We start from the raw sequence: 22,991 nt of genomic DNA on the forward strand, positions 1-22,991 counted from the left end.
GGTCAGATGATGCCGCGCTCCGCGAGCGCCGCCCGGTCGGATTCGGTGACTCCGAGCAGACCGCCGTAGATGTCGGCGTTGTGTTCTCCCAGTTCGGGTCCCGCGTGGTGAACGGATCCCGGACTGTCACTCAGCTTGGGTACGACTCCGGCCATCGGAATCTCCCCGAAATCGGGATGTGCGAGCCGCACGATGGCCTCGCGCGCCGCGAAGTGCGGATCGTCGAACATGTCCCGCGCCGTATAGATGCGTCCGGCCGGAACCCCTGCCTCGTGCAGGACGTCGAGCACGGTCTCGGTGTCGAAGGCCGACGTCCAGGCCCCGACGATGTCGTCGAGCTCGGCCATGTTCTTCCCGCGCGCCTCGTGGTCGCGGTAGCGGGGGTCCTCGATCAGGTCGGTCCGGTCCATCGCCGTGACAAGGCGTCCGAACACCGAGTCCTGGTTCGCGGCAACGAGAATCATCTCCCCACCCTTCGTGGGGTACACGTTGCTCGGCGCGATGTTGGGGAGTACCGATCCGGTGCGTTCACGCTGGTAGCCACCGATCTCGTATTCCGGCAGCAGCGATTCCATCATGGCCAGGACGGCTTCGTAGATGGCCGAGTCGACCAACTGCCCTCTCCCCGTCCGCTCCCGATGGTGAACCGCGGTCAGGACACCGATCGTGGCGAACACCGCGGCGAGGGAGTCGCCCAGCGAGATGCCGCTTCGCGACGGCGGCATGTCCGCATTGCCCGTCACGTAGCGAATCCCGCCCATCGCTTCGCCGATCGAGCCGAATCCTGCACGGGGAGAATAGGGTCCGTTCTGCCCGTAGCCGGTCACGCGCGCCATGATGAGTCGCGGGTTGATCTCGCGCATCTCCTCGAACCCGAGGCCCCACCGCTCGAGGGTGCCCGGCCGGAAGTTCTCGACCACGATGTCGGCGTCGGCAATGATCCTGCGGGCCAGTGCCTGCCCTTCCTCGCTGCGGAGATTGCACGTCACCGATTTCTTGCCCCGCGCGACGACGGGCCACCACAGAGACTTGCCGTGCGGCTTCTCCCGGCCCCACTGACGCATCGGGTCACCGGTGCCGGGTGGTTCCAGTTTGATCACCTCGGCGCCGAAGTCGGCGAGCAGCTGCCCGCAGAACGGGCCTGCCAACAGTTGGCCCATCTCGACCACCCTGAGGTCGGACAGTGGTCCGGCGGCGGCTTCGCTCATTCGTCAGTCCTTCGAGTCGTCGGCAGTCAGTGATTGCAGCAGAACGTGTTTGGCGGCGCGGACGTGTGCGCGCATGACGGAGTCGGCCCATGTCTCGTCCCCGGCGCGGAGAGCGGCGACCAGATCTCGGTGATGCGCGTGGCTCCGGGCGAGGTCCACCGGCGCGTAGCGGTGGAAGGTGCGCATCACGAGGGGCAGTTGGATGACCGCGCCGAGCATCGACATCAAGCGCGTGCTGGCCGCTGCCGTGCGCACGATGGCGTGGAACTCATCGTTGAGCTGAGCCATCAGGTCGAGCTGCTGCGCGGCGCCGTCCCTGGCGGCAGTCTCCATCAGGTCGCACAGCTCGCTCAGACGGTCGACGTCCTTGTCGTCGATGCGTGACGCGGCACGAGCGGCGGCCATGGCCTCCAGCGTCATGCGCAGGTCGTAGATCTCGTCCAGATCGTCGGCCGTCCACTGGTAGACGCGGGCGCCCTTGTGCGGCAGTACTTCGACGAGGCCCTCCATCTCGAGTTGCCTCAAGGCCTCGCGGACCGGTGTGCGACTGGTGTCGGTGATCTCGGCCAACTCCACTTCGCCCAGCCGAGCACCGGGCGCATAGGTCCCTGCCACGATGGCCTCCCGGATGTGGGAGTACACGCGGTCCACAGCCCTTGGCATGGGCGGCCCCGATCTGTTGTCGGACGAATTGTTCACAATGTAGGCCCGGAATCGGTTTCTGTCTCGATGTTCCGGATTAATTCGGTGTTACGGGTCGGGTATTGCATACAACGAAGCGCGGGTGGAGGATGGGCCGATGAGCCAGGTGCACCTTGTCGAGGTAGGCCCGCGCGACGGGCTTCAGAACGAGCAGACCCTGCTGTCGGTGGAGCAGAAGCTCGACTTGATACACCGGAGCGTCGCGGCGGGCGTCCGACGGATCGAGGCCGTCAGCTTCGTCAACCCGAAGCGAGTCCCGCAGATGGCCGGCGCGGAAGAGGTCATGGCCGGCGTCGATCGCTCCGCCGAGGTCTCGTATATCGGGCTGGTTCTGAACCGGCGAGGCCTCGACCGTGCACTCGCAGCACGCGTCGACGAGGTCAACGTGGTCGTCGTGGCATCCGAGGAGTTCAGCCAGCGGAACCAGGGCTGCTCGGTGGACGAGGCCATCGCCGCCGCCCGCGACGTGATCCGCGACGCCAGGGCAGCAGACGTCGCGGCAACCGTCACCATCGCCGCATCGTTCGGCTGCCCGTTCAGCGGCGAGGTCGACCCTGCATTCGTCGGGTCGATCATCGCGCAGCTCGCGGATTCGGGTCTGTCCGAGATCGCTATCGCCGACACCATCGGCGTCGGTGTCCCTGCGCAGGTCCGTCGGTTGGCGGAGGTCGCGTCGACGAATGCACCCGGAATTCCGCAGCGATGGCACTTCCACAACACACGGAACACGGGCTACGCGAACGCTCTGACCGCCCTCGAGACCGGCGCGCACGCCCTCGACGCCAGCATCGGCGGCTTCGGCGGCTGCCCCTTCGCTCCTGCGGCGACAGGCAACATCGCCTCGGAGGACCTGGTCTACGCGCTCGACCGCTCAGGGGTCGAGACCGGCGTCGACATGCAGACGCTCATCGACGCGGCAGCGTGGCTGGGTACCGCCCTGGCCGAAGACGTGCCCGCGTTGCTGGGGCGTGCGGGTGGTTTTCCTTCGCGGTGAAGAGGTGTTACCGCGGACGCTCCCTGTTCCCGCGGACGTTCCGTGTTCCCGCGGATGCTGCAACACCTACGGGAACAGGAAGTGTCAGCGGGAACGATCGGCCACGTCGACCGAGCGTGGCCTGACAGCGACGGCGAGGACCAGAAGAGCTGCTGCCGCGATTCCGCCGGCGAGGAAACCCGTACCAGGAGTTCGGGAGTCGACCACCAGGCCGATACCCGCGGCGGCGAGTGCTGCCCCGGCATTGACCGCGGTGTTGATCCAGCTCGACGCCTCGGTACGGACATCGGCCGTGGTGAGGTGATCGGAGAGCAGGTATCCGGTGACCAGTGCCGGCGCGATGCAGAAGCCCAGCAGGAACAGGCCGATGTGCAGGGGCAGAGCAGTCGAGAGCGGTGACAGCACGGTCGTCAGGACGGTCATGATCAGCACGGTGGTCAGCAGTCGGCGGGTCAGCGAGCTTACCCACTCGCGACGTCCGTACAGCAGGCCGCCGCACACGCTTCCGGCTCCGAGCGCCGCCAGAAGTGTTCCGGCGGAACCGATGGAGCCACGGACGTCGGCGAATGCCGTGGCGGCGACCTCGACTGTCCCGAGTACGACGCCGACCGCGGTCATCGCCGTGAGAATTCCGACGAACCCGGCTCGTCGTAAGGGGCGGGACGACGGTGGAGCGGCGGTCACGCGAGGCCCGTGGCCACGAGAACGGTCACTCGTCGTCATGCCCACCGTGCCGATGATCGCGATGCATCCCGTGGTGACGAGAGCTGTCGACGAGGACATCGTGGTCACGAGCATGGCGCCGATGAGCGGTCCGATAGTGAACATCGACTCTTCGCTCACGGCGTCGAGGCTGTAGGCACGTGTGCGAGTCGGGCCCGGAGGCGTCAGGGAACTCCAGACGACACGCATCGATGCGCCCAGCGGGGGAGGGAACAAGCCGACGGCGGCGCTGCCGGCGACGAGTGCCCACGCTGCCGACTCGGTGGCGGTCAAGCTCGCGAGAACGACTAGCGCAGTGGCAAATCCGAGCGACAAGGCAAGTAGGGCGCGTCGCTGACCCGCACGATCGACCAGGCGTGCGCGCCGGGGCGACGCGATGACGTTGGCGACGCCGAATGCTCCGGTGGCGGCGCCCGCGACGGCGAAGGATTTCGTGGCGTCCTGTACCGCGAGCAGGATGACGAGGCTGACCATCGCGAAGGCCAGCCGTCCGAGCAGTGCGGGGACGAAGACGCGTGCGGCACCGGGCAGTCGGACGATAGCGATGTAGCCGAGCGAGTCCACCGACGGAACGTCAGCGTGCGGTGGGCGCGCCGGCGGCCATCATGACGAAGACGGCGTCGAGCTGGGCGCGGCCCTCGTCGACGTCGTGGTGCCGCTCGGCGATGTGGTTGAGCAGGGCACGCTGGAAGATGCCGTCGAGCGTGATGTAGGTCGTGGCAGGCGTGAGAACCGGTGTGGCACCGACCAGTTCGCAGTACCGCGCGACCACTCGCCAGATCATGTCTTCACGACGTTGTTCGATGTCGAGCACGTCGGAGCGGAAGGAGGAGTCGAACAGGCTCTGGTTCCTGAGGTCGTACCAGAGTCGGTGCACCCCGGCGTCGGCGACGAGAGTGCCGAAGAACATGTCGGCGAACGACGTCCGGAGTTCTTCGGCGGTGTCCGATCCCGAGACCACCTCGTCGTAGCGGGTGACGCAGACTTCCTCGTACTGCCGCACGGCGTGCGCGATGAGGTCGAGCTTGTCGGTGAAGTAGTAGTGCAGGACGCCGTGGGAGAACTCGGAATTCTGGGCGATCTCGCGCAGGCTCGTCCGCGCGTAACCCAGCTCCGCGAGCGTTGCCAGAGTCGCGCGCGCCAGCTCGCCGCGGCGCGCCTCGAACTTGTCTCGAGAGCGCTCCTCCACGCGGCTCCGGGGGTCTGCGGTCTGGGTCACAGCGTCAGCATACCGCTGCCCGCGACCACTTTGGACGACTGTCAAGATTTTCCTTGACGACTGTCAAGATGTGCTCCTAGTGTTGCGTGCATCACACCGCCCGGCGCTGTGATTCACGGTGACAACGCTTCGAACAAGGAGAGCGGACAATGACGAGTTACGACCTGACCGGACGAACGGCGCTGGTCACAGGCGGTGCGCAGGGCCTCGGTGCCGGTATGGCGCAGGCGCTCGCAGCAGCGGGAGCCTCCGTCGCTATCGCCGACATCAATGCCGCGGGCGGTCAGGAGACGGTCGAGGCACTGCGAGCAACGGGCGCCAAAGCGGAGTTCGTCCAGCTCGACGTCACGGACGACGCCGCCTGGGAAGCGGCCGTCGAGTCGACGATCGGTGCTCTCGGCGGACTCGACATCGTCGTGAACAACGCGGGCATCGAGGTCACCAGTCTGATCGCGGATCTCGACGCGGAGGCGGCCTCGGCCATGCTGCAGGTGAACGTCATCGGTACCGCACTCGGTGTGAAGCACGCGTTCCGCGCGATGCGGCCCGGCGGGAAGGCCGGCAAGGGCGGCTCGGTGGTCAACATCGCGTCGGTTGCCGCCACTATCGCGTTCCCCGGCATCAGCCTCTACTCGGCCACCAAATCGGGCATCGACCGGCTGACCCGGGTCGCGGCCGCCGAATCGGGAAAGCTCGGCTACGGCGTTCGCGTCAACTGCATCTACCCGGCACTGACACCGACCGCCATGGGCAACAAGCTGGCCGTCGACACGGCAGAGCTGGGGTTGTTCCCATCGGTGGAGGCAGCGGTCCAGACCGTCGTGGAGCTGACCCCGCTGGGTCGCCTCGGCCAGGTCGACGACATGGCCGACGCGGTCGTGTTCCTGTCCTCGGACGCCGCCAAGTTCATCACCGGTGCAGGCCTCCCCGTCGACGGCGGCATGGGCATGTAGCCCACGTCCCCAGCATCGACTCTCGCCCACCCCATACATCGAACGAGGAGATCAACCATGCCCACTGACAAGCGCGTCGTCGTCTACGGAGCGTCCGGCTACACCGGACGTCTCATCTGTGAATACCTGCGCGAGTACAACATTCCGTTCCTGGCCGCGGGCCGAGATCACGCCCGCCTGAAGGACGCGGTCAGCGCGGTGCCCGGGATCGACACCGTCGAGTACGACATCGTCGAGGTCGAGCACACGGTCGAGGCGTTGACGGACGCTTTCCGCGGTGCGTCCGTGGTGCTGAACACGGTGGGGCCCTTCGCCCGATACGGGCACGAGGTCGCCGAAGCGTGTCTCGCGATCGGCGCGCACTACACCGACACCAACGGTGAGCAGAACTGGATGATCGACGCGGAAGCGAAGTACGGCACCGAATTCGCCTCGCAGGGACTCGTTCTCACGCCCGGCCTGGCGCAGATGTATTCCATCGGTGAGATCGCGGCCAACATCTGCCTCGAGAACCCGGGTCTGAACAGTCTCGACATCCAGGTGTTCTGGAAGGGGCACCCTACGGTGGCGTCGACCAACACCATTCTCACCAACGCCGCATTCTCCAAGGCCTACTACCTGGAGGAGAACGAGTACGTGGAATGGCCGGCAGACGAGGGTCTCTACACCGTGAGCGTTCCGGGACAGCACGAACTGGGTCTCGCCTTGCCCTGGGGCGGTACGTCGCACCCCGTGTGGTTCAAGAACGACCCCCGCGTGACGACGGCCAAGGCGCTGGGTGGCGTGTTCAATCCGCCGCTGATGAAGGCAGTTCCGCTGTTGGTGGCGGCCGCTCTGGAACAGATGGAGGGCAAGTCGGACGAGGAGAAGTACCGCATCATCGACGAGCAGTCGTCGGCAATTCGTAGCGAGATGCCCCCGCGCGAGAATCCGCGTCTGAACACCTCCCTCGACTCGGTGTATGCGTCGGGTCCGCTGGGCCGCGCGCACTGCGTGATCCACGGCAACTCGAACTACAAGCAGACGGCGTTGCTCAACGCGCACGGTGCCGCTGCACTGCTGCAGGGAACTCCCCGCAAGGTGGGATTCGCCTCGAGCTGCGAGGCTTTCGGACACCGAGAATTGTTGGGAACGCTGCGGGCATTCGGTCTGGTGCTCGACCCGATCGTGTCCGTTCACCGCTGAGATGCGACTGTCGGACTATCTCGACAAAGGTGTCTCGATGGGCCGTGAGGCGCCGTGCCTCACGGCCGGCGGGGTGACCTCGACCTACGGGGAAGTCCACGACCGCTCCGTCGAGATCGCGAGTGCCCTGCAGCACGACGGGATCCGGACCGGGGAGCGCGTGGCGATCCTGTCGGGCAACGACCCACTTGCGCTCACCTGCGTGTTCGGTATCTCCCGTGCGGGCGCGGTGTGGTGTCCGGTGAACCCTCGGAACGAAGCCGACGAGAACCGGCAGTTGTTCGACCTGTTCGGCTGCCGGTTGCTGTTCTTCCAGTCGAAGTTCTCGGGGTTGGTCGACCGTATCCGCGGCGACCTTCCCCAGTTGGCCCGGCTGGTCTGCCTCGACGGAGAAATCGAGTGGGCGGTGCCCTTCGAGGCTTGGCTCGGCGAACACCGGGGTGAGTTGGACGTCGATCGGCATCCGGATCGGGGACTCTGCATGCTTGCCGGGACGGGAGGTACGACGGGAAAGCCGAAGGGAGTCAGGCTGACCGAGGACAACATGATGACCTCGACGGCGCTGGCGTTGATGAGCTACCCCTTCGGCGTGCGCCCACGCTATCTAGCGCTCGCGCCGCTCACCCACTCCGCCGGCGTGCTGACCTTCCCGATTCTGAGTCTCGGTGGGGAAGTGGTGATCATGCCTGCGCCCGACATCGGTCAGTTCCTCGAGCTGATCGACAGGCACCGGATCACGCACGCCTTCCTCCCTCCGACTGTCATCTACGGCGTGCTCGACCATCCGGATCTGGACAGTCGGGACCTGTCGTCTCTGCGATGCCTCTGGTACGGCGCCGCCCCGATGTCCCCGACGCGACTCGAGGAAGCGCTGACGCGCATCGGTCCGGTGCTGGGGCAGTTGTTCGGACAGACCGAGGCGCCGAACATGATCGCCACGCTGGCACCGGCGGATCACTTCCGGGCCGACGGTTCGGTGGCGACGGAGCGTCTGACATCGGCCGGTCGGCCCACCCCGTTGACGACGGTGGCGATCATGGCCGAGAGCGGTGAGCTGCTGAGCACGGGTGAGCGCGGAGAGATCGTCGTCAGGGGCCCGCTGGTCATGGACGGCTACCACGACAATCCCTCGGCGACAGCGGAAGTCGGTGCGCACGGGTGGCACCACACCGGTGACATCGGCTACCTCGACGACGAGGGCTTCCTCTACGTCGTGGACCGCGCGAAGGACATGATCATCACCGGTGGCTTCAACGTCTACTCGGCCGAGGTGGAGCAGGCCCTGCTAGCTCACCCGGCAGTAAAGGAGTCGGCGGTGGTGGGTCTCCCGGACGAGAAGTGGGGCGAGCGGGTGGTGGCGGCCGTCGAACTGCGCGTCGGGCAGGAGGTGGATCCCGCCGCGCTGATCGCCTTCGTCAAAGAGCGCATCGGCAGCGTGAAGGCGCCGAAGGACATCGAGGTCTGGGATGTTCTGCCCCGGTCGAAGGTCGGAAAGATCCTGAAGAACGAGGTCAGGTACACCATGACGATGTAGTGCGTAAGGCGGGCGAGCCGGTTCCCGCGGTCGATTCGTGTAGCCGCGGGCACTGCAACCGGCGCGGTACGACGGAACTCCCGCGGGAAGCGCCCCGCGCGAATGTGGCTCGACCTCTGTACACGGCGGAAGGCCGGGTCTACCGTAAACGGACCGAACGGTACGTTCAACCAGGAGGTCCACCATGTCTCGTCGAATCACCCGCACACTCGTCGGTGCCACCGTGGCAGGCGCCGGAGCCGCTGCCATTGCGTTGTCCGGCGGGGCAACGGCGTCCGCAGCACCGTCGATCGGTCCGCTCTACTTCCAGACCTTCGGCGAGTTCTACTTCCCGCCCGCAAAGAATTGCCAGCAGACGGCAGCGGAGTACCGGGAGCGAGGCGACATCATCCTCGTGAACTGTGCTCCCGGCTTCGCCTTCGGCACGTACCAGCTCGTCGGCATCCGCGCAGGCTTCGGTAGCTGAGCCCGAGCCCACTGGCTCAGTCGCTACGGTGGGCGGATGCCACTGTCGCCGCGAGTCCCGGACCTCGGAGCTCTCGATGTGATGGTGTCCGTTGCCCGGTTGGGAAGCATGACGGCAGCGGGCCGGGAACACGGGTTGAGTCAGCAGGCGGTCAGCGCACGAGTGCGTGCGGCGGAGCGGGACATCGGTGTGCGCATCTTTGATCGCGGGACGAGCGGTGTCGCCCTGACCCCCGAGGGCGTCGCGGTCATGGAGTGGGCGGGCGGCATTCTCGACTCGGCCGAGAAGTTCGCGACAGGAGTGACATCGCTTCTGCACGAGGGCAATGCGACGCTCACCATCGCCGCCAGTATGACCGTCGCCGAGCACCTCGTGCCGGCGTGGATGCTGTCGATGCGCAGACATACGCCCGACGTCCAGGTGCAGATGCGACTGATGAACTCGGCGGACGTCGCCGAGCAGGTGCTGGACGGGCGCGCGGACATCGGCTTCGTCGAAGGGCCCGACGTGCCGGCCGGGCTCGGGGTCGCCGTCGTCGCGCACGACGAGTTGGTCGTCGTCACCGGACCGAACCACCCCTGGGCGACCAGCCGCGAGGTCTCGGTGGAGCTGCTGCAGACGACGGCTCTGGTGCAGCGCGAGCCGGGGTCGGGAACCCGCACCACGTACGAGAGTGCCGTCCGCCCTACGGTTCCGCCGCTCATCGAGCTCAACTCCGTCACCGCCGTCAAATCTGCTGCCATATCGGCGAATGCACCGGCGGTGGTGTCGTCTCTCGCGGTGGAAGGGGAGCTGCGGAGCGGCGCGTTGGTGCGCATCGACATTCCGGGTCTGGCGATGACACGAGAGTTGCGAGCGGTCTGGAGCCTGTCGTCGGCGCTGCGCGGTTCCCGTCGCGACTTTCTCGACATCGCCGCCGCCCAGCGATAGCCACAACCCGCGGTTGTGGGGTGACAAGAGCACGACCACTACTGATCGTCGCCGTCCCGGCGCACTGTGAAGGCATGACGACCTTCCGGACCGCGACATCGCACGGGCTGCTCCGCGATCTGGACTCGCCCGGCAGCGTGATCGAGCACATCACGCCGAACTGGTTCGCGTCGGTGATGGGGACCGGAATCGTCGCCACTGCCGCCGCGACGCTGCCTGTGCAGAATGTCGTGCTCCACGTGGCAGCCGTCGTCATGTGGCTGCTCGCCTCGACTGTCCTCGTCGTCGTGTCGACCCTGTTCGCCGCACACTGGCTCGCGCACCGCCGCGTCGCGCTGGCCCACGCGGCCCACCCCGTTATGATGCAGTTCTACGGCGCGCCGCCCATGGCTCTGCTCACCGTCGGTGCCGGTACGAGCCTCCTGGGTGCGGACATCCTCGGGCAGAGCCTGGCCACCTCGATCTTCGTCGTCCTCTGGACGGTGGGTACCGCCCTCGGACTCGCGACCAGCGTCGTCGTCCCGTACGTGATGATCACCCGCCGCAGCGCCGACACGGTCGCGCTCCCGGCATGGCTGATGCCCGTGGTGCCGCCGATGGTCTCGGCATCCACCGGTGCACTTCTCCTCCCGCACATCGCCGACGGCCAGGGGCGGCTCGCGATGCTCGTCGGCTGCTACGCGCTGTTCGGAATGGCACTCGTGACCGGGCTGATGGTGACGACCGCGGTTCTCGGTCGACTGCTGCACGGCGCCGTCCTCCCGGTCCAGGCTGCACCGACGATATGGATCACCCTTGGCGTCATCGGCCAGTCCGTCACCGCCGCCAACCTCCTGGGCGCCGACGCGGCACTGGTGTTCACCGGTGATCGGAGCGAGGTGGCGGTGGTCCTGCGTGCGGCGGGCATCCTCTTCGGAACGGTGATGGGCGGCTTCGGAGCGATGATGTTCGCCCTGGCCACGGCGCTGACCGTGCACGCGGCGCGCAGAGGACTGCGCTTCTCGTTGGCATGGTGGTCGTTCACCTTCCCCGTCGGAACATGCGTGACCGGAGCGGCGGCGTTGGGGCGCGCGCTGGAGTCGTCCGCCGTCGAGGCGCTGGCGGTCGTGCTGTTCGCCGTGCTGGTGACGGCGTGGACGACGGTGGCGACGAGGACTGTGCGCGAGGCCTACCGCGGCCGGGTGTTTCTTCCGGCGTGAGAGTCGCACGACGGCGAAGTGGGCACACTGGAGGCATGGAGATCATCGGCCACCTCGACGAGGAGCAGTTCTGGACTCAGCAGCGCGCGATCGAGGATCAGATCCGCGCCGAGGCCACGACCTTTCCCACGTACGCCGTCATCACGTGGGACGGTCCGCGCGTACTGGGGCCGTGGGAGCGTGAGAACGACGTCCTGACCAGCGTCACGTTGCGCCACGGAGAGGTCGACTGGGACGGCGGCGACGTCGACACGCCCTTCGTGGAGGTCACGACGACGATGAAGGATCCGCACCGCAAGGCCCTGGCAGCGATGCTGTCCGCCATCGGCCTGACGCCGATGTCACCGGAGTACAAACGACGCCGCGAGGCGATCGCCGCCACGGACGCGCAGCGGGTGACCGTTCCCGTCGACGGCGTCGACGTGGACTTCGAGCTGCACGGTGGGGCCGAGCGGTGGTGGGCGTCCGCGCAGCTCGACGAGCACGGTGTGGTGATCGAGGCGCGTCGTCACGCCGTCGACGACGTCGTCCTGGCGTCCGAGTCGGACATGGAGCCGTACCTCGAGGGACTCCGCACGCGGATCCGCGCAGCGAGGGGCGAGTGATGGCCCTGCCGTCCCACGGTCGTTTCCCGTATTCGCCGATCACCGACCGTCCCCACCTCGAGTGGCCCGACGGAGCGTCGCTGGCCGTGTACGTGGCGGTCAACTGCGAACACTTCCCGTACGACGACGGATCTCCCGGCATCGGCTACACGCCGGCGATGGACCAGCCGAATTCGTACAACTGGGGGTGGCGTGAGTACGGCAACCGCGTCGGAGGCTTCGCGCTGGCCGACACGTTGCGGGACAACGGTATTCGACCGACGCTGTTGGTGAACTCGGAGATCTACGATCATGCCCCGGACCTGGTGGCGGCCTATCGCGCTCTGGGCGCCGACGTCGTGGCGCACGGGCGCACCAACGCCGAGCAACCCAACCAGCAGGATCCCGACGCGGAGCGCCGCACCATCGCCCATGTTCGCCGCACCATCGAGATGAACGAGGGAACGGCACCGCGCGGGTGGATGAGCCCCGGTGCGAACCCCAGCCGCGTCACCGAAGACCTTCTGGCGGAACACGGATTCGAGTACACGCTGGACTGGCCGATCGACGACCAACCGGTATGGATGACGACGACCAGCGGGCCGTTGCTCGCGGTGCCCTACCCGCACGAGGTGAACGACCTACCGGTGTTCGTCCATCACCACGCGTCGGCCGCAGATTTCGAGTCGATCATCGTCGACTCGTTCGACGAGTTGAAGGAGCAGTCCCGTCGCGGGGCACGAGTTCTCGCGATCTCGACACACACGTTCCTGACGGGACAGCCCCACCGGCTCAGGCGTTTCCGCCGCGCGTTGGAGCACATGACGGCGAATGCCGACGGCGTCTGGTTCACCACCGCCGGCGACATCGCCGAGCACTACCGCAGGGTCACTCCGCCGTCCGAGTGATGTAGTCCTGCAGTTGTTCCTCGGTCAGGTTCGCCTCGGTCAACGCGGACAGGGCGTCGGGGTCCAGGTTCTCCGAACTGCCGTCGGCAAATCGTCGGGCGGCCTCGGCTGTGACGCCGCGGGCGCGGAGTTCGGCGAACACGTCGTCGGTACTCATACGCCGGCCGGGAGCGCGCGTGCCGACACTCCTGCTCCCATGTTGTAGCCGAGGTGTCCGCCCAACGCACCTCCCAGGCCCGCCACCGCGAATCCCGCGAGTGCCAGCGCCTTCGACGTCGTGTCCGGCGGCGATGCGACCGGGTCCTTCGCGCGACGCTTGTACGACGCGGCGAAGAGTGTCAACGCCACGGCGTTGGTACCGGCGTGTACCAGTCCGACTCGGCGCTGCTGCTCGTTGAGCGTCGACCACGTCGCCCACCCCGTCACCAACGCGGTCGGGGCTGTCACCAGACCGGCTCCGATGAGTCGTCGGGACGCAGCGCCGTTCCCGCCCGTGAGGTCGAGAAAGACCGCGCTGCTCCACAATCCGACCGACGAATACGCCATGATCGGGTGCATGGGGTGGCCGACGAACGTGCCGCGCAGCAGGCCGTCCACCGGAGTTCCCTCGAGGACCGATCGCAGTCGACCCGAGATCGCGTCGCTGACGGGATCGAGGAACGACGCCTTCTCGAACGGCTGGAACAGCGCTGTGAGGTTCATACCCTCGGGGATACCCGCCCGTCACCTGCGTAACCGCGGCGAACGGTGCGCTCCAGAATCCCCAGCGTGGCACGCAGCGAGGAACCCGAGACGACGGGGAAGATGTCCCGCTGACGCCAGTCGGGGTGGATGTCGGACCAGTCGTAGTAGGACGTGACGGTTGTTCCCTCGGTGCCGTCGTCGAACGTGTGCGGCGCCAGGGCGTAGCCGTAGCGGTGCCCGATGGGCGGACGCATGGTTCCGACGATGGTCCACGAGATGTCGCGGTCCTGTTCGAACGAGGCGATGGTGACCTCGACGTCGTAGGTGCCCATCGGGATGTCGCCGAGGGCCTCACGGTCCATGTGGACGGTGAAGGTGTCGCCGGCCGCCTGGACGGGCGAGCCGTCGGCGCCCATCAGCATGCCGGACCCGTCGATCGCCACGTGGCCCTGCGGGTCGCACAGCACTGCGAAGATGTCGGCGGCCGGAAGGGCCATCACTCGCCGGAATTCGATGCGTTCGTCGGTCATGACCCCAGTCTGCACACCCGGCGGTCTGCACAACTGCAGTTCGGGGTTGCGCAGGTCGTCATTGAACCCGGCGGCGATGCAGCACACACTCGTGAGCATGACGGACCTCACAGGACGATCGGCGCTCGTGACCGGCGGCGCCAGCGGAATCGGTGCGGCGGTAGCCCGCCGTCTGGCCGGGAACGGTGCCACGGTCACCGTCGCCGACCTCGACGGGGACGCCGCTGCGGCGCTCGCGGACGAGATCGGTGGACGGCCGTGGCAGGTCGACCTGTCCGACGTCGACGCACTCGCCGACCTCACGCTCGAGACGGACATCCTGGTGAACAATGCGGGCATCCAGCACGTCTCGCCCATCGAGGACTTCGACCCGCTGATGTTCCGGCGAATCCTGACGTTGATGGTGGAAGCGCCCTTCCTGCTGGTGCGGGCGGCACTGCCCCACATGTACGAGTCGGGGTACGGCCGCATCGTGAACATGTCGTCGGTGCACGGGCTCCGAGCATCTGCCAACAAGTCCGCCTACGTGACCGCGAAGCACGCGATGGAGGGACTGTCGAAGGTGACGGCCCTCGAGGGCGCGGAGCGGGGTGTGCGGAGCAACTGCGTCAACCCCGGCTACGTGCGAACTCCGTTGGTGGAGAAGCAGATCGCCGATCAGGCGCGCGTGCACGGCATTCCGGAGTCCGAGGTTCTGGAGAAGGTGCTGCTCACGGAGAGTGCGATCAAGAGGATGGTCGAGCCCGCCGAGGTGGCCGCGCTGGTGGCGTTCCTCGTCGGCGACGACGCGTCGATGATCACGGGAGCGTCCTACACGATGGACGGCGGGTGGAGCGCGAGTTAACCTCCGCTGGAGACCTTCTCGACGAACTCACGGGCGATGTCGCGCAGTTTGCGATTGGTGCGCTGCGACTCGGACGACAGCATCCTGAACGCGGCGTCACTGTCCACACCGTGCAGCGCCATCAGAATCCCCTTGGCCTGCTCGATGGGGGCACGGTGCTCGAGCGCATCCTGCAGCCCCGCGGCTACCTCACGTGCGGACCGCACGCGGGCGTAGTCGCCGATGGCCGTCGACACCGTCGACGTGAGCAACGACAGAATCGACTCGTCCAGGGAATCGAAGGCCGCCGATTCGGTGCCGTACAGATTGAACGACCCCAGCTTCAGGTCCTGTGTGTGCAGGGGAGCTGCCAGGAACGAGCGCACCCCTTCCTTGCGCGCCAGTCGAGCGAACTCGGGCCACCGCTGTTCGGCCGCGTCGACGTCGATACGAACTATCTCCCCGGTCCGCGCCGCCTCGATACACGGCCCGTCGCCGACCGAGTACTGGTGTTCGTCGACCTCGAGGGTGAGCTCGTCCGTATGGACCGCGGTGTAGGTCAGCCCGCCGAACAGGATGCTGACGCCACAGCTCGATGCTCCGTCGATGGCCTCGTGTGCGATCTCGGCAGTCCGCTTCAGCAATGCCGCCAGATGGTCGTCGTCGCGGACGCTCCCGCCGACGGCGGTGAGCATGGCGGCGAGTCTGCGCGGAGGAACGGACCCGGCGGCCACCTCGGTGACCAGGGCCGCGGCACGCGACGTCGACTCGTCTGCACCCGTGTGCATCGAGTCGGCTGTCGAGGCAGCCTCGGAATCCGTTGTGTCCACGATGGAGAATCATCTCACGAACCCAGCCCACCAGCACCGTGTCCGGTTGAGTTCACCGCCCAGCGGGTACCGCCCCTCATAGGTTCCCGTGTTGTCCGGACATCACGAGGCACCAGAGCCGTCAGGTGAAGAAGCCCGCCGATGACTCGGAAGACCCCACCTCGTGCCTGCGCACGGGGTGGGGTCTTTCGTGCGTCATAGTTGCGGTCATGAGTTCTGTGATGGAGCGGCTGCTGGACATCGCGCCGATCTGGGTCTTCCTGATCGTGTTCCTTCTGGTTTTCCTCGAGGACGCGATCTTCGTCGGCTTCGTCATTCCCGGTGAGACGGCGGCCGTCATCGGCGGGGTGGCCGCGAGCCAGGACCACCTCCACGTCGCAGCGATGGCGGCGGTGGTCGTGGCGGCAGCGATTCTCGGCGACTCCGTCGGATTCGAGATCGGCAAGCACTTCGGGCCGCGGCTGCTCGCGATGAAGGTGTTGGACTCACGGCGCGACAAGCTCGACAAGGCCCGCGACCTTCTCGCTCGGAAAGGTGGGTCCGCCGTCTTCCTCGGTCGTTTCGTGGCCTTCTTCCGTGCCGTGATGCCGGCACTGGCGGGCATGTCACGGATGCCCTATCCGAAGTTCCTGGCTTTCAACGCGATCGGCGGCCTGGTCTGGGGGATCGGCTTCGTCATGCTCGGGTTCGTGGCCGGCAACTCGTACGAGAAGGTCGCGAAGACGGTCGGGCGCGACGCCGCGCTGATCGTCGTGGTGCTCGTCGTCGTGGCGATCATCGTGTGGCGTGTGCGCGCCCACCGGTCCGAGAAGAAGACGGGCTACGACCCCGACGCCAGTACCGACAGCAGCTCGTAGGCGACGTGGGCGGCGGCGATGCCGGTGATCTCCGCGTGGTCGTACGCGGGCGCTACCTCGACGATGTCGGCGCCGACGATGTTCGCCCCCACCAGTCCGCGCAGGGTGTTCAGCAGTTCGCGGGACGTCATGCCGCCTGCCTCGGGCGTTCCCGTTCCCGGTGCGTGCGCAGGATCGAGGACGTCGATGTCGACCGAGACGTAGACGGGCCCCGTGTCGAGACGTCGCCGCATGCGCTCGACGATGGACGCCACCCCGTCCGTCTCGTAGTCGTCGGAGCGGATGATCTGGAACCCGAGAACGGCGTCGTCCTCGAGGTCCTTCTTGCCGTAGAGCGGGCCGCGGATGCCGATGTGCTGCGAACGCTCGAGGTCGATCAACCCCTCCTCGCTGGCTCGCCGGAACGGCGTCCCGTGGGTGAACGGTGCCCCGAAGTAGGTGTCCCACGTGTCCAGGTGGGCGTCGAAGTGCAGGACGGCGATCGGCCCGTGGTCGCGGTGCAGCGCGCGCAGGATGGGCAGGGCGATGGTGTGGTCTCCGCCGAGTGTCAGCACCATGCTGCCGTCCTTGCGCAGGTCGGTGATCGCGTGCTCGACGGTGGTGAGGGCCTCGGTGATGTCGAAAGGATTGACCCCGATGTCTCCGGCGTCGGCCACCTGGCGCTGCGCGAACGGTGACACGTCGAGCGCCGGGTTATACGGCCGCAACAACTTCGACGACGCCCTGATGTGCGCCGGTCCGAAGCGCGCACCCGGCCGGTAGCTGACGCCGGAGTCGAAAGGAACGCCGAGAATGCTGACGTCGGCTCGCGACACCTGATCGAGTCGAGGGAGCCGCGCGAAGGTCGACGGCTCGGTGTAGCGGGGGTGCTTGGAGGCGTCGAGCGGGCCTCGGATCTCGGTCATGTGCAGGGATGTTTCCTCAACGGGACCTGACAGTCAACACTTGTTTCCTGGGGCTCTGCGAGGCATGATCTCCAATCGTGTCCTCTACTGGTGCCCGACTTCGCGCGGCGCGAGCTGCCCGTCGGCTCACCCTCGATGCTCTCGCCGAGACCGTCGGAGTGACCAAGGGCTATCTGTCCAAGGTCGAGAACGACCGCGCCACGGCGTCGGTGGCCGTGCTGGTGAGACTCTGCGATGCGCTGTCCGTGCCGATGGGCTCGCTCTTCGACGACGTGCCGCCCGGCGACGTCGTGCGTGCCGACGCGTATCCACCCATCGCCTTCGGCGGCGAGTCCCAGGTCGAGTACCTGCTGACCCCGCCGGGTGAGCAGCGGCTACAGGTGATCCGTGGTGAGATCGCGTCCGGGGGAGGAAGCGGAGACGAGTCCTACGAACTCCCGGCCGACGTGGGCTTCGTGCTCGTGCTGTCCGGCAGCCTTTCGGTGACGGTCGACGATCGGACCGTCCGCCTCGGCGACGGCGACGCGTTTACATTCCCGCCGCATCGGCGACACAGCTTCCGCGCCCAGGCTCGGTCCACGGTGCTGTGGGTCCTCACCCCGTCACTTCCTTCCAGACACGAGAGCACCGGAAACGAGAAGGCCCCATGACAACGCCCGTCACTCCCGACAGCACCACCACGGAGGACCGCGAACCTCCCGTCACGATGTTCGGCCCCGACTTTCCGTTCGCGTACGACGACTACCTGTCGCACCCGGCAGGGCTGGGCTCGGTTCCGGCGGAGCGCCTCGGAACGCGCGTCGCGATCGTCGGAGCCGGACTGGCCGGCACTGTCGCGGCTCGCGAGCTGCTGCGCATGGGTCTCGAACCCGTCGTCTACGAGGCGGGCCGACTCGGCGGCCGCATGCATTCGGTGTCGTTCGACGGCCATCCCGACATCGTCGCGGAGATGGGGGCGATGCGGTTCCCTCCGTCGTCGACCGCGCTGTTCCACTACCTCGATCACCTCGGCATCGAGACGACGGCGTTCCCCAACCCGCTTGCCGACGCGACGAGCAGTACGGTCATCGACCTCAAAGGCACCAGCCACTACGCGCGACACCTGACGGATCTGCCCGACGAGTACGCGGAGGTCGCACAGGCATGGCAGAGGACGCTCGAGGAGCAGTCCGAACTGGTCGCACTGCAGCGCGCCATCCGGCTGCGCGACGTGGAGGCCGTCAAGCGGATCTGGAACGACCTCGTGGTCCGACTGGACGACACCACGTTCTACGGGTTCCTGGTCGACTCTCCCCACTTCGCCTCGTTCGCTCGGCGCGAGTTGTTCGGCCAGGTCGGTTTCGGGACCGGGGGCTGGGATACCGACTTCCCCAACTCCATCCTCGAGATCCTGCGCGTCGTGGCCACGGCGGCCGACGACCACCACCGCGGAATCGTGGGCGGCTCCACCCGGTTGCCGGCGGGGCTGTGGTCCGAGCAGGTGGAGGATGCGGCTCACTGGCCGGCCGGGACATCGGTCGAGTCCCTGCACGGCGGCGCAACTCGTCCGGGTGTGACGGAGATACGGCGTCGCGGTGAGCGGTATGCCGTGACCGACGAGGCCGGTGCCACCGAGGAGTTCGACGCCGTCGTCGTCACGGCGCAGAGCTGGATGCTGCTCAACACGATCGACACCGACGACGACCTGCTGCCCATCGACCACTGGACGGCCGTCGAGCGAACCCACTACATGGGGTCGACCAAGGTGTTCGTTCTCGTCGACAGACCGTTCTGGAAGGACGTCGACCCCGACACCGGTCGCGATCTGGTGAGCATGACGCTCACCGATCGGCTCAGTCGCGGGACCTATCTGCTCGATCACGGTGACGATCGACCCGGCGTGATCTGCCTGTCCTACACATGGAGCGACGACTCGTTGAAGCTGCTCCCGTTGTCGCCGGACGAGCGTCTGACGTTGATGTTGGGGTCGCTCGAGGAAATCTATCCGGGCGTCGATTTCCGGAGCCACATCATCTCGGATCCGGTGACGTTGTCCTGGGAGACCGAGCGCCATTTCATGGGTGCGTTCAAGGCCAATCTGCCCGGTCACTACCGGTATCAGGAGCGGTTGTTCTCGCACTTCGTCCAGCACGATCTGGACCCTCGCCACCGAGGAATCTTTCTCGCCGGCGACGACATCTCGTGGACTGCAGGATGGGCGGAAGGGGCCATCCAGACTGCCCTCAACGCGGTGTGGGGAGTGATGAACCATCTCGGCGGTGCGTCGCATCCGGACAACCCCGGTCCCGGCGACGTCTACGACCGGATCGCACCGATCAGGCTCGACGACTCGAATCGCCCCGTCCCGCGGGGCTGAACACTGCGGATCGGGACCGGCGGACGAGCACGCCCGGTAGCGTCACCAGCGTGGTTCAGTTGCTCACACGCAGGCGCGATGCCGATACGGAGACCGCCCCGGCGACGGTCCCGGTGCGCACCGTGTCGCTGCAAGCTCTGGCCATCGTCCTGGTGTTGGCCGTCGCCGTGCTCGTGTTCCAGCTGACGAGGCCGACGCCGGAGTCCGCGCCGCCCTCCGCGGCATCCGTGCCGGCGGCGGACCTGCGTCCGACGTTCCTGACCGAGCCGGACCGGAACCTCGGCCCGCTGCGGCAGATCGCCAAGGCCAACCGCGCGACGGCCGAGGAGGAATACGCGGCCGCCGTCGCCGTGCTCACGTCGGCAGCGAGTGCCGAGGAGAAGGATCGGCGGCTCTACGAACTGCCGCCGGCCGTCATCGGCGCGCGCATCGGCAACTACGCGCTGCCGGCCAAGGGCGCGTACACATCCGGGTTCGGGCCGAGGTGGGGAACTACGCACAACGGGATCGATATCGCCGGACCGATCGGAACCCCGATCCTCTCCGTGGCCGACGGCCAGGTCATCGAGGCGGGGCCCGCCAGCGGATTCGGATTGTGGGTCCGCGTGCGTCACGACGACGGCACCGTGACCATCTATGGCCACGTGGACACCATCATCGCCGTCGCAGGGCAACGGGTTGCCGCGGGTCAGCAGATCGCGACGATGGGCAACCGGGGCCACTCGACGGGACCGCACCTGCACTTCGAGACGATCGTCGCCGACAAACATGTGGACCCGGAACTGTGGCTCATCGGTCGCGGTATCTCGCTGGGGCCGACCAGCGACTGAGGTCACATCTGCCACTCCAGTAACATCGTCGGTATGAAACGGGCGATGATGGTGGCCGCACTCGCAGTGGCGGCATGTGCGGTGCCCGTCCACGCCGACGCGGAACCGGCGTCGTGTTCACCCTCGGGCGCCCATCCGCGCCCCGTCGTTCTCGTCCACGGCACCTGGGTCGACGGACCCGACACGTGGTCGACCCTGGCTCCCCAGCTCGGCGCCGAGGGCTACTGCGTGTTCACCCTCGAATACGGCTACCGCGCCGACCCGGGCTCCAACCTCCTGCAGACCTACGGCGGCGACGACATCGCCGCGTCGTCACGCGAATTGGCGGGCTTCGTCGACGACGTCCGGGCCCGGACCGGCGCGGAACAGGTCGACATCGTCGGTCACTCGCAGGGCGGCGTCGTCGCGCGGCAGTACCTGAAGTTCGACGGTGGAGCCGACGCGGTGCACACCCTCGTCACCCTCGGTGCGACCAACCACGGCACCACCTTCTCCGCCGGGCAGCTCATCGGATCCCTGGCGGAGCAGTTCGGCCTCCCGGTCGGCGAAGTTGCCGCGGCAGCGGTCGGACCGTCGTTCGTGCAGCAGATGGTCGGATCGAACTTCCTCGGCGCTCTCAACGCGGACGGGGACACGGTTCCGGGTGTCGACTACACCGTGATCGCCACGCGCTCCGACACTGTGTCCACCCCTCCGGAGAACACCTTCCTCACCGCCGGCCCCGGCGCGAGCGTCGACAACGTCTGGGTCCAGGACGGCTGCCTGCAGAACACGGCTACGCACATGGAGCTCACCAGCGATCCGCGAGCGGTGTGGATGATCCAGCGCGGCCTGGACCGTTCCTACGCCGATCGAGTGCCCAGCCCCTGCTGAGTGCTGGGGGTGTGCGCTGCTGCGGTGGCTGGCTGGCTGCAAGGGGTGTGCACACGGCTGGCGTGAAGCGAACACCCGTTGCTGCAGGCTGCAGGGTGTGTGCGGTTGACGCAGGGGGTGTGCACACAGCTGGCCGCACCCTTGTGTCGCAGTGCCGGCTGAAGAGAGTCCGCGCACAGCCGACTGCACCTCGCGCTGCTGCGCCCGGCTGCAAGGTGTGTGCACACGGCTGGTGTGAAGTGAGCGCCCGTTGCTGCAGGCTGCAGGGTGTGTGCGGTTGACGCAGGGGGTGTGCACACAGCTGGCCGACCCCTTGTGTCGCAGAGCCCGGCTGAAGAGAGTCCGCGCACAGCCGACTACACCTCGCGCTGCTGCGCCCGGCTGCAAAGGGTGTGCACACGGCTGGCGTGAAGTGAGCACCCGTTGCTGCAGGCTGCAGGGGGTGTGTGGTTCATGCAGGGGGTGTGCGCACGGCTTGCCGCACCCAACAGCGCGGCCCCCGCTGCAAGGGGTGTGCACACGGCCGACGTGAAGCGAGCACCTATTGCTGCAGGCTGCAGGGTGTGTGCGCTTCACACAGGGGGTGTGCACACAGCTCGCTGCACCCGACACCCCGCCGATTCTCACGTTCCGCCACCCTCACGCGTTTACTGATCGTGATGCTTCCGTTCGAGACTGTCGTGCAGACCCACGGCGCCGTGGTGCTGCGGGTGTGCCGCGCCGCGGTGGGTCCCGTCGATGCAGACGACGCGTGGTCGGAGACATTCCTGTCAGCTCTGCGCGCCTACCCCGACCTGCCGGCGGATGCGAATGTCCAGGCGTGGTTGGTGACCATCGCGCACCGCAAGGCGATCGACATGCACCGCGCGGCCGCGAGGCGGGCAGTGCCCACCGCCGAAGTGCCCGACCGTCACCTGACGGTCCCGGACGAGAACCATGCGTTGTGGGCCGCTGTCGCTGCACTGCCCGACACCCAGCGGCTGGCCGTCGCGTATCACCACATCGGCGGATTGCCGCACGCGGATGTGGCTGCGCTGCTGGGCAATTCGACCGCCGCGGCCCGGCGCGCCTGTGCCGACGGTATCGCCACCCTGAGAAGGACCACCACGAGGAGTGAGTTGCTGTGACTGCCCCGACGGACCTGACTGCCCTGCACGACCGTCTTCTGCGCAGCGCCGAGAGGGAGGGCCTGTTGGACGTCGCCTACCGGACCATGGATTCACCCGTCGGCACGTTGCTGCTCGCGGCGACCGATGTCGGAGTGGTGCGCGTGGCGTTCGACGTCGAGGGCCACGACAGCGTCCTCGCGATGTTGGCGACGCGCATCAGCCCCAGGATCCTGAAAGCGCACGGGAGGCTGGACCCGGTCGCGCGCAGCCTCGACGCCTACTTCGCGGGTACGGGTCGACGCATGGACTTCGCCGTCGATCTGCAGCTCGCCTCCGGTTTCCGACGCGATGTCCTGGGCCGGCTGCAGCAGATTCCGTACGGCTCGACGCGCAGTTACGCCGCGATCGCCGCCGAGACCGCCAGCCCCGGAGCTGTCCGCGCTGTCGGGTCGGCGTGCGCGCACAACCCGTTGCCGCTGGTCATTCCCTGTCACCGCGTCGTCCGATCCGACGGGTCGCCCGGTCGCTATGTCGGGGGAGAGGACGCGAAGCTGGCATTGTTGGCACTCGAGTCCTCGCCGCGGTGACC

At 67.2% G+C, this 22,991-nt stretch carries 25 protein-coding genes and 1 pseudogene; 17 read left to right on the forward strand and 9 right to left on the reverse strand.

Annotated features, from left to right (window positions below; genetic code table 11):
- Nucleotides 1-2 precede the first annotated feature (2 nt).
- On the reverse strand, nt 3-1,208 hold the full coding sequence (locus tag AC0IX4_RS01465) for a CaiB/BaiF CoA transferase family protein (protein WP_471827780.1): 1,206 nt from the start codon (nt 1,206-1,208) through the stop codon (nt 3-5).
- Nucleotides 1,209-1,211: 3 nt separating this feature from the next.
- On the reverse strand, nt 1,212-1,871 hold the full coding sequence (locus tag AC0IX4_RS01470; RefSeq protein ID WP_471827781.1) for a GntR family transcriptional regulator: 660 nt from the start codon (nt 1,869-1,871) through the stop codon (nt 1,212-1,214).
- A 136-nt stretch (nt 1,872-2,007) separates the two neighbouring features.
- Between AC0IX4_RS01470 and AC0IX4_RS01475 the strand changes: the two genes are divergently transcribed.
- The gene (locus AC0IX4_RS01475; protein ID WP_471827782.1) at nt 2,008-2,904 is read left to right on the forward strand and encodes a hydroxymethylglutaryl-CoA lyase; all 897 of its coding nucleotides are present in this window, start codon (nt 2,008-2,010) and stop codon (nt 2,902-2,904) included.
- Between the two features lie 84 nt (nt 2,905-2,988).
- Here AC0IX4_RS01475 and AC0IX4_RS01480 read toward each other — a convergent pair whose 3' ends face one another.
- Nucleotides 2,989-4,191: an MFS transporter gene (locus AC0IX4_RS01480; RefSeq protein ID WP_471827783.1), complete on the reverse strand. Its 1,203-nt coding sequence runs from the start codon at nt 4,189-4,191 to the stop codon at nt 2,989-2,991.
- A gap of 10 nt (nt 4,192-4,201) precedes the next feature.
- Nucleotides 4,202-4,846: a TetR/AcrR family transcriptional regulator gene (locus AC0IX4_RS01485; protein ID WP_471827784.1), complete on the reverse strand. Its 645-nt coding sequence runs from the start codon at nt 4,844-4,846 to the stop codon at nt 4,202-4,204.
- A 149-nt stretch (nt 4,847-4,995) separates the two neighbouring features.
- Between AC0IX4_RS01485 and AC0IX4_RS01490 the strand changes: the two genes are divergently transcribed.
- From AC0IX4_RS01490 to AC0IX4_RS01525, 8 genes are all read left to right on the forward strand, one after another.
- The gene (locus tag AC0IX4_RS01490) at nt 4,996-5,799 is read left to right on the forward strand and encodes an SDR family NAD(P)-dependent oxidoreductase (protein ID WP_042574244.1); all 804 of its coding nucleotides are present in this window, start codon (nt 4,996-4,998) and stop codon (nt 5,797-5,799) included.
- 57 nt (nt 5,800-5,856) lie between these two features.
- Nucleotides 5,857-6,984 (forward strand): DUF5938 domain-containing protein, encoded by a 1,128-nt coding sequence (locus tag AC0IX4_RS01495; RefSeq protein ID WP_042574243.1) that lies wholly within the window; start codon nt 5,857-5,859, stop codon nt 6,982-6,984.
- Nucleotide 6,985: 1 nt separating this feature from the next.
- Nucleotides 6,986-8,518, forward strand: coding sequence for an acyl-CoA synthetase (locus tag AC0IX4_RS01500; RefSeq protein ID WP_042574242.1), 1,533 nt, complete (start codon nt 6,986-6,988; stop codon nt 8,516-8,518).
- A 184-nt stretch (nt 8,519-8,702) separates the two neighbouring features.
- Entirely contained in the window at nt 8,703-8,984 is a 282-nt protein-coding gene (locus tag AC0IX4_RS01505) for a hypothetical protein (protein ID WP_471827785.1), read from the forward strand.
- Nucleotides 8,985-9,020: 36 nt separating this feature from the next.
- Nucleotides 9,021-9,914 (forward strand): LysR family transcriptional regulator, encoded by an 894-nt coding sequence (locus AC0IX4_RS01510; RefSeq protein ID WP_471827786.1) that lies wholly within the window; start codon nt 9,021-9,023, stop codon nt 9,912-9,914.
- 74 nt (nt 9,915-9,988) lie between these two features.
- Nucleotides 9,989-11,113: a TDT family transporter gene (locus tag AC0IX4_RS01515; RefSeq protein ID WP_471827787.1), complete on the forward strand. Its 1,125-nt coding sequence runs from the start codon at nt 9,989-9,991 to the stop codon at nt 11,111-11,113.
- 35 nt (nt 11,114-11,148) lie between these two features.
- The gene (locus AC0IX4_RS01520; protein WP_471827788.1) at nt 11,149-11,718 is read left to right on the forward strand and encodes a hypothetical protein; all 570 of its coding nucleotides are present in this window, start codon (nt 11,149-11,151) and stop codon (nt 11,716-11,718) included.
- Nucleotides 11,718-12,605, forward strand: a complete 888-nt coding sequence (locus AC0IX4_RS01525) for a polysaccharide deacetylase family protein (protein ID WP_471827789.1) — start codon at nt 11,718-11,720, stop codon at nt 12,603-12,605. The genes AC0IX4_RS01520 and AC0IX4_RS01525 overlap by 1 nt, the downstream gene beginning before the upstream one ends.
- On the opposite strand, the gene AC0IX4_RS01530 is transcribed toward AC0IX4_RS01525, so the two are convergent.
- Genes AC0IX4_RS01530 through AC0IX4_RS01540 form a run of 3 tightly spaced genes read right to left on the reverse strand, consistent with a single transcriptional unit; the run spans nt 12,586 to nt 13,819 of the window.
- The gene (locus AC0IX4_RS01530) at nt 12,586-12,762 is read right to left on the reverse strand and encodes a hypothetical protein (protein ID WP_471827790.1); all 177 of its coding nucleotides are present in this window, start codon (nt 12,760-12,762) and stop codon (nt 12,586-12,588) included. The two genes, AC0IX4_RS01525 and AC0IX4_RS01530, sit on opposite strands and share 20 nt — an antisense overlap.
- Nucleotides 12,759-13,307, reverse strand: coding sequence for a DUF2231 domain-containing protein (locus tag AC0IX4_RS01535; RefSeq protein WP_471827791.1), 549 nt, complete (start codon nt 13,305-13,307; stop codon nt 12,759-12,761). Before AC0IX4_RS01535 ends, AC0IX4_RS01530 begins: the two co-directional genes overlap by 4 nt.
- Nucleotides 13,304-13,819, reverse strand: a complete 516-nt coding sequence (locus AC0IX4_RS01540) for an SRPBCC family protein (RefSeq protein WP_471827792.1) — start codon at nt 13,817-13,819, stop codon at nt 13,304-13,306. The genes AC0IX4_RS01535 and AC0IX4_RS01540 overlap by 4 nt, the downstream gene beginning before the upstream one ends.
- 97 nt (nt 13,820-13,916) lie before the next feature.
- Between AC0IX4_RS01540 and AC0IX4_RS01545 the strand changes: the two genes are divergently transcribed.
- Nucleotides 13,917-14,663, forward strand: a complete 747-nt coding sequence (locus AC0IX4_RS01545) for a 3-hydroxybutyrate dehydrogenase (RefSeq protein ID WP_471827793.1) — start codon at nt 13,917-13,919, stop codon at nt 14,661-14,663.
- On the opposite strand, the gene AC0IX4_RS01550 is transcribed toward AC0IX4_RS01545, so the two are convergent.
- Entirely contained in the window at nt 14,660-15,472 is an 813-nt protein-coding gene (locus AC0IX4_RS01550) for an ANTAR domain-containing protein (protein WP_471827794.1), read from the reverse strand. The two genes, AC0IX4_RS01545 and AC0IX4_RS01550, sit on opposite strands and share 4 nt — an antisense overlap.
- Before the next feature lie 209 nt (nt 15,473-15,681).
- Here AC0IX4_RS01550 and AC0IX4_RS01555 point away from each other — a divergent pair, with 209 nt between their 5' ends.
- Nucleotides 15,682-16,329 (forward strand): DedA family protein, encoded by a 648-nt coding sequence (locus tag AC0IX4_RS01555; RefSeq protein ID WP_471827795.1) that lies wholly within the window; start codon nt 15,682-15,684, stop codon nt 16,327-16,329.
- On the opposite strand, the gene speB is transcribed toward AC0IX4_RS01555, so the two are convergent.
- On the reverse strand, nt 16,293-17,234 hold the full coding sequence (speB, locus tag AC0IX4_RS01560) for an agmatinase (RefSeq protein ID WP_471827796.1): 942 nt from the start codon (nt 17,232-17,234) through the stop codon (nt 16,293-16,295). The two genes, AC0IX4_RS01555 and speB, sit on opposite strands and share 37 nt — an antisense overlap.
- Nucleotides 17,235-17,311: 77 nt before the next feature.
- On the opposite strand from speB, the gene AC0IX4_RS01565 reads away from it, so the two are divergent.
- The 6 genes and pseudogenes from AC0IX4_RS01565 (at nt 17,312) to AC0IX4_RS01590 (ending at nt 22,989) form a co-directional block, all read left to right on the forward strand.
- On the forward strand, nt 17,312-17,884 hold the full coding sequence (locus tag AC0IX4_RS01565; RefSeq protein WP_471827797.1) for a helix-turn-helix domain-containing protein: 573 nt from the start codon (nt 17,312-17,314) through the stop codon (nt 17,882-17,884).
- On the forward strand, nt 17,881-19,590 hold the full coding sequence (locus AC0IX4_RS01570) for a flavin monoamine oxidase family protein (RefSeq protein ID WP_471827798.1): 1,710 nt from the start codon (nt 17,881-17,883) through the stop codon (nt 19,588-19,590). The genes AC0IX4_RS01565 and AC0IX4_RS01570 overlap by 4 nt, the downstream gene beginning before the upstream one ends.
- A 422-nt stretch (nt 19,591-20,012) precedes the next feature.
- Nucleotides 20,013-20,420, forward strand: a pseudogene (locus AC0IX4_RS01575) (M23 family metallopeptidase); the annotation flags it as partial.
- A gap of 33 nt (nt 20,421-20,453) precedes the next feature.
- A complete protein-coding gene (locus AC0IX4_RS01580) occupies nt 20,454-21,293 on the forward strand; it encodes an esterase/lipase family protein (protein WP_471827799.1) in 840 nt (279 codons plus the stop codon).
- A gap of 659 nt (nt 21,294-21,952) precedes the next feature.
- Nucleotides 21,953-22,420, forward strand: a complete 468-nt coding sequence (locus AC0IX4_RS01585) for an RNA polymerase sigma factor (protein WP_042574230.1) — start codon at nt 21,953-21,955, stop codon at nt 22,418-22,420.
- Entirely contained in the window at nt 22,417-22,989 is a 573-nt protein-coding gene (locus tag AC0IX4_RS01590; protein ID WP_042574229.1) for a methylated-DNA--[protein]-cysteine S-methyltransferase, read from the forward strand. Before AC0IX4_RS01585 ends, AC0IX4_RS01590 begins: the two co-directional genes overlap by 4 nt.
- Nucleotides 22,990-22,991 lie beyond the last annotated feature (2 nt).

Source organism: Rhodococcus sp. AC861, assembly GCF_979256035.1.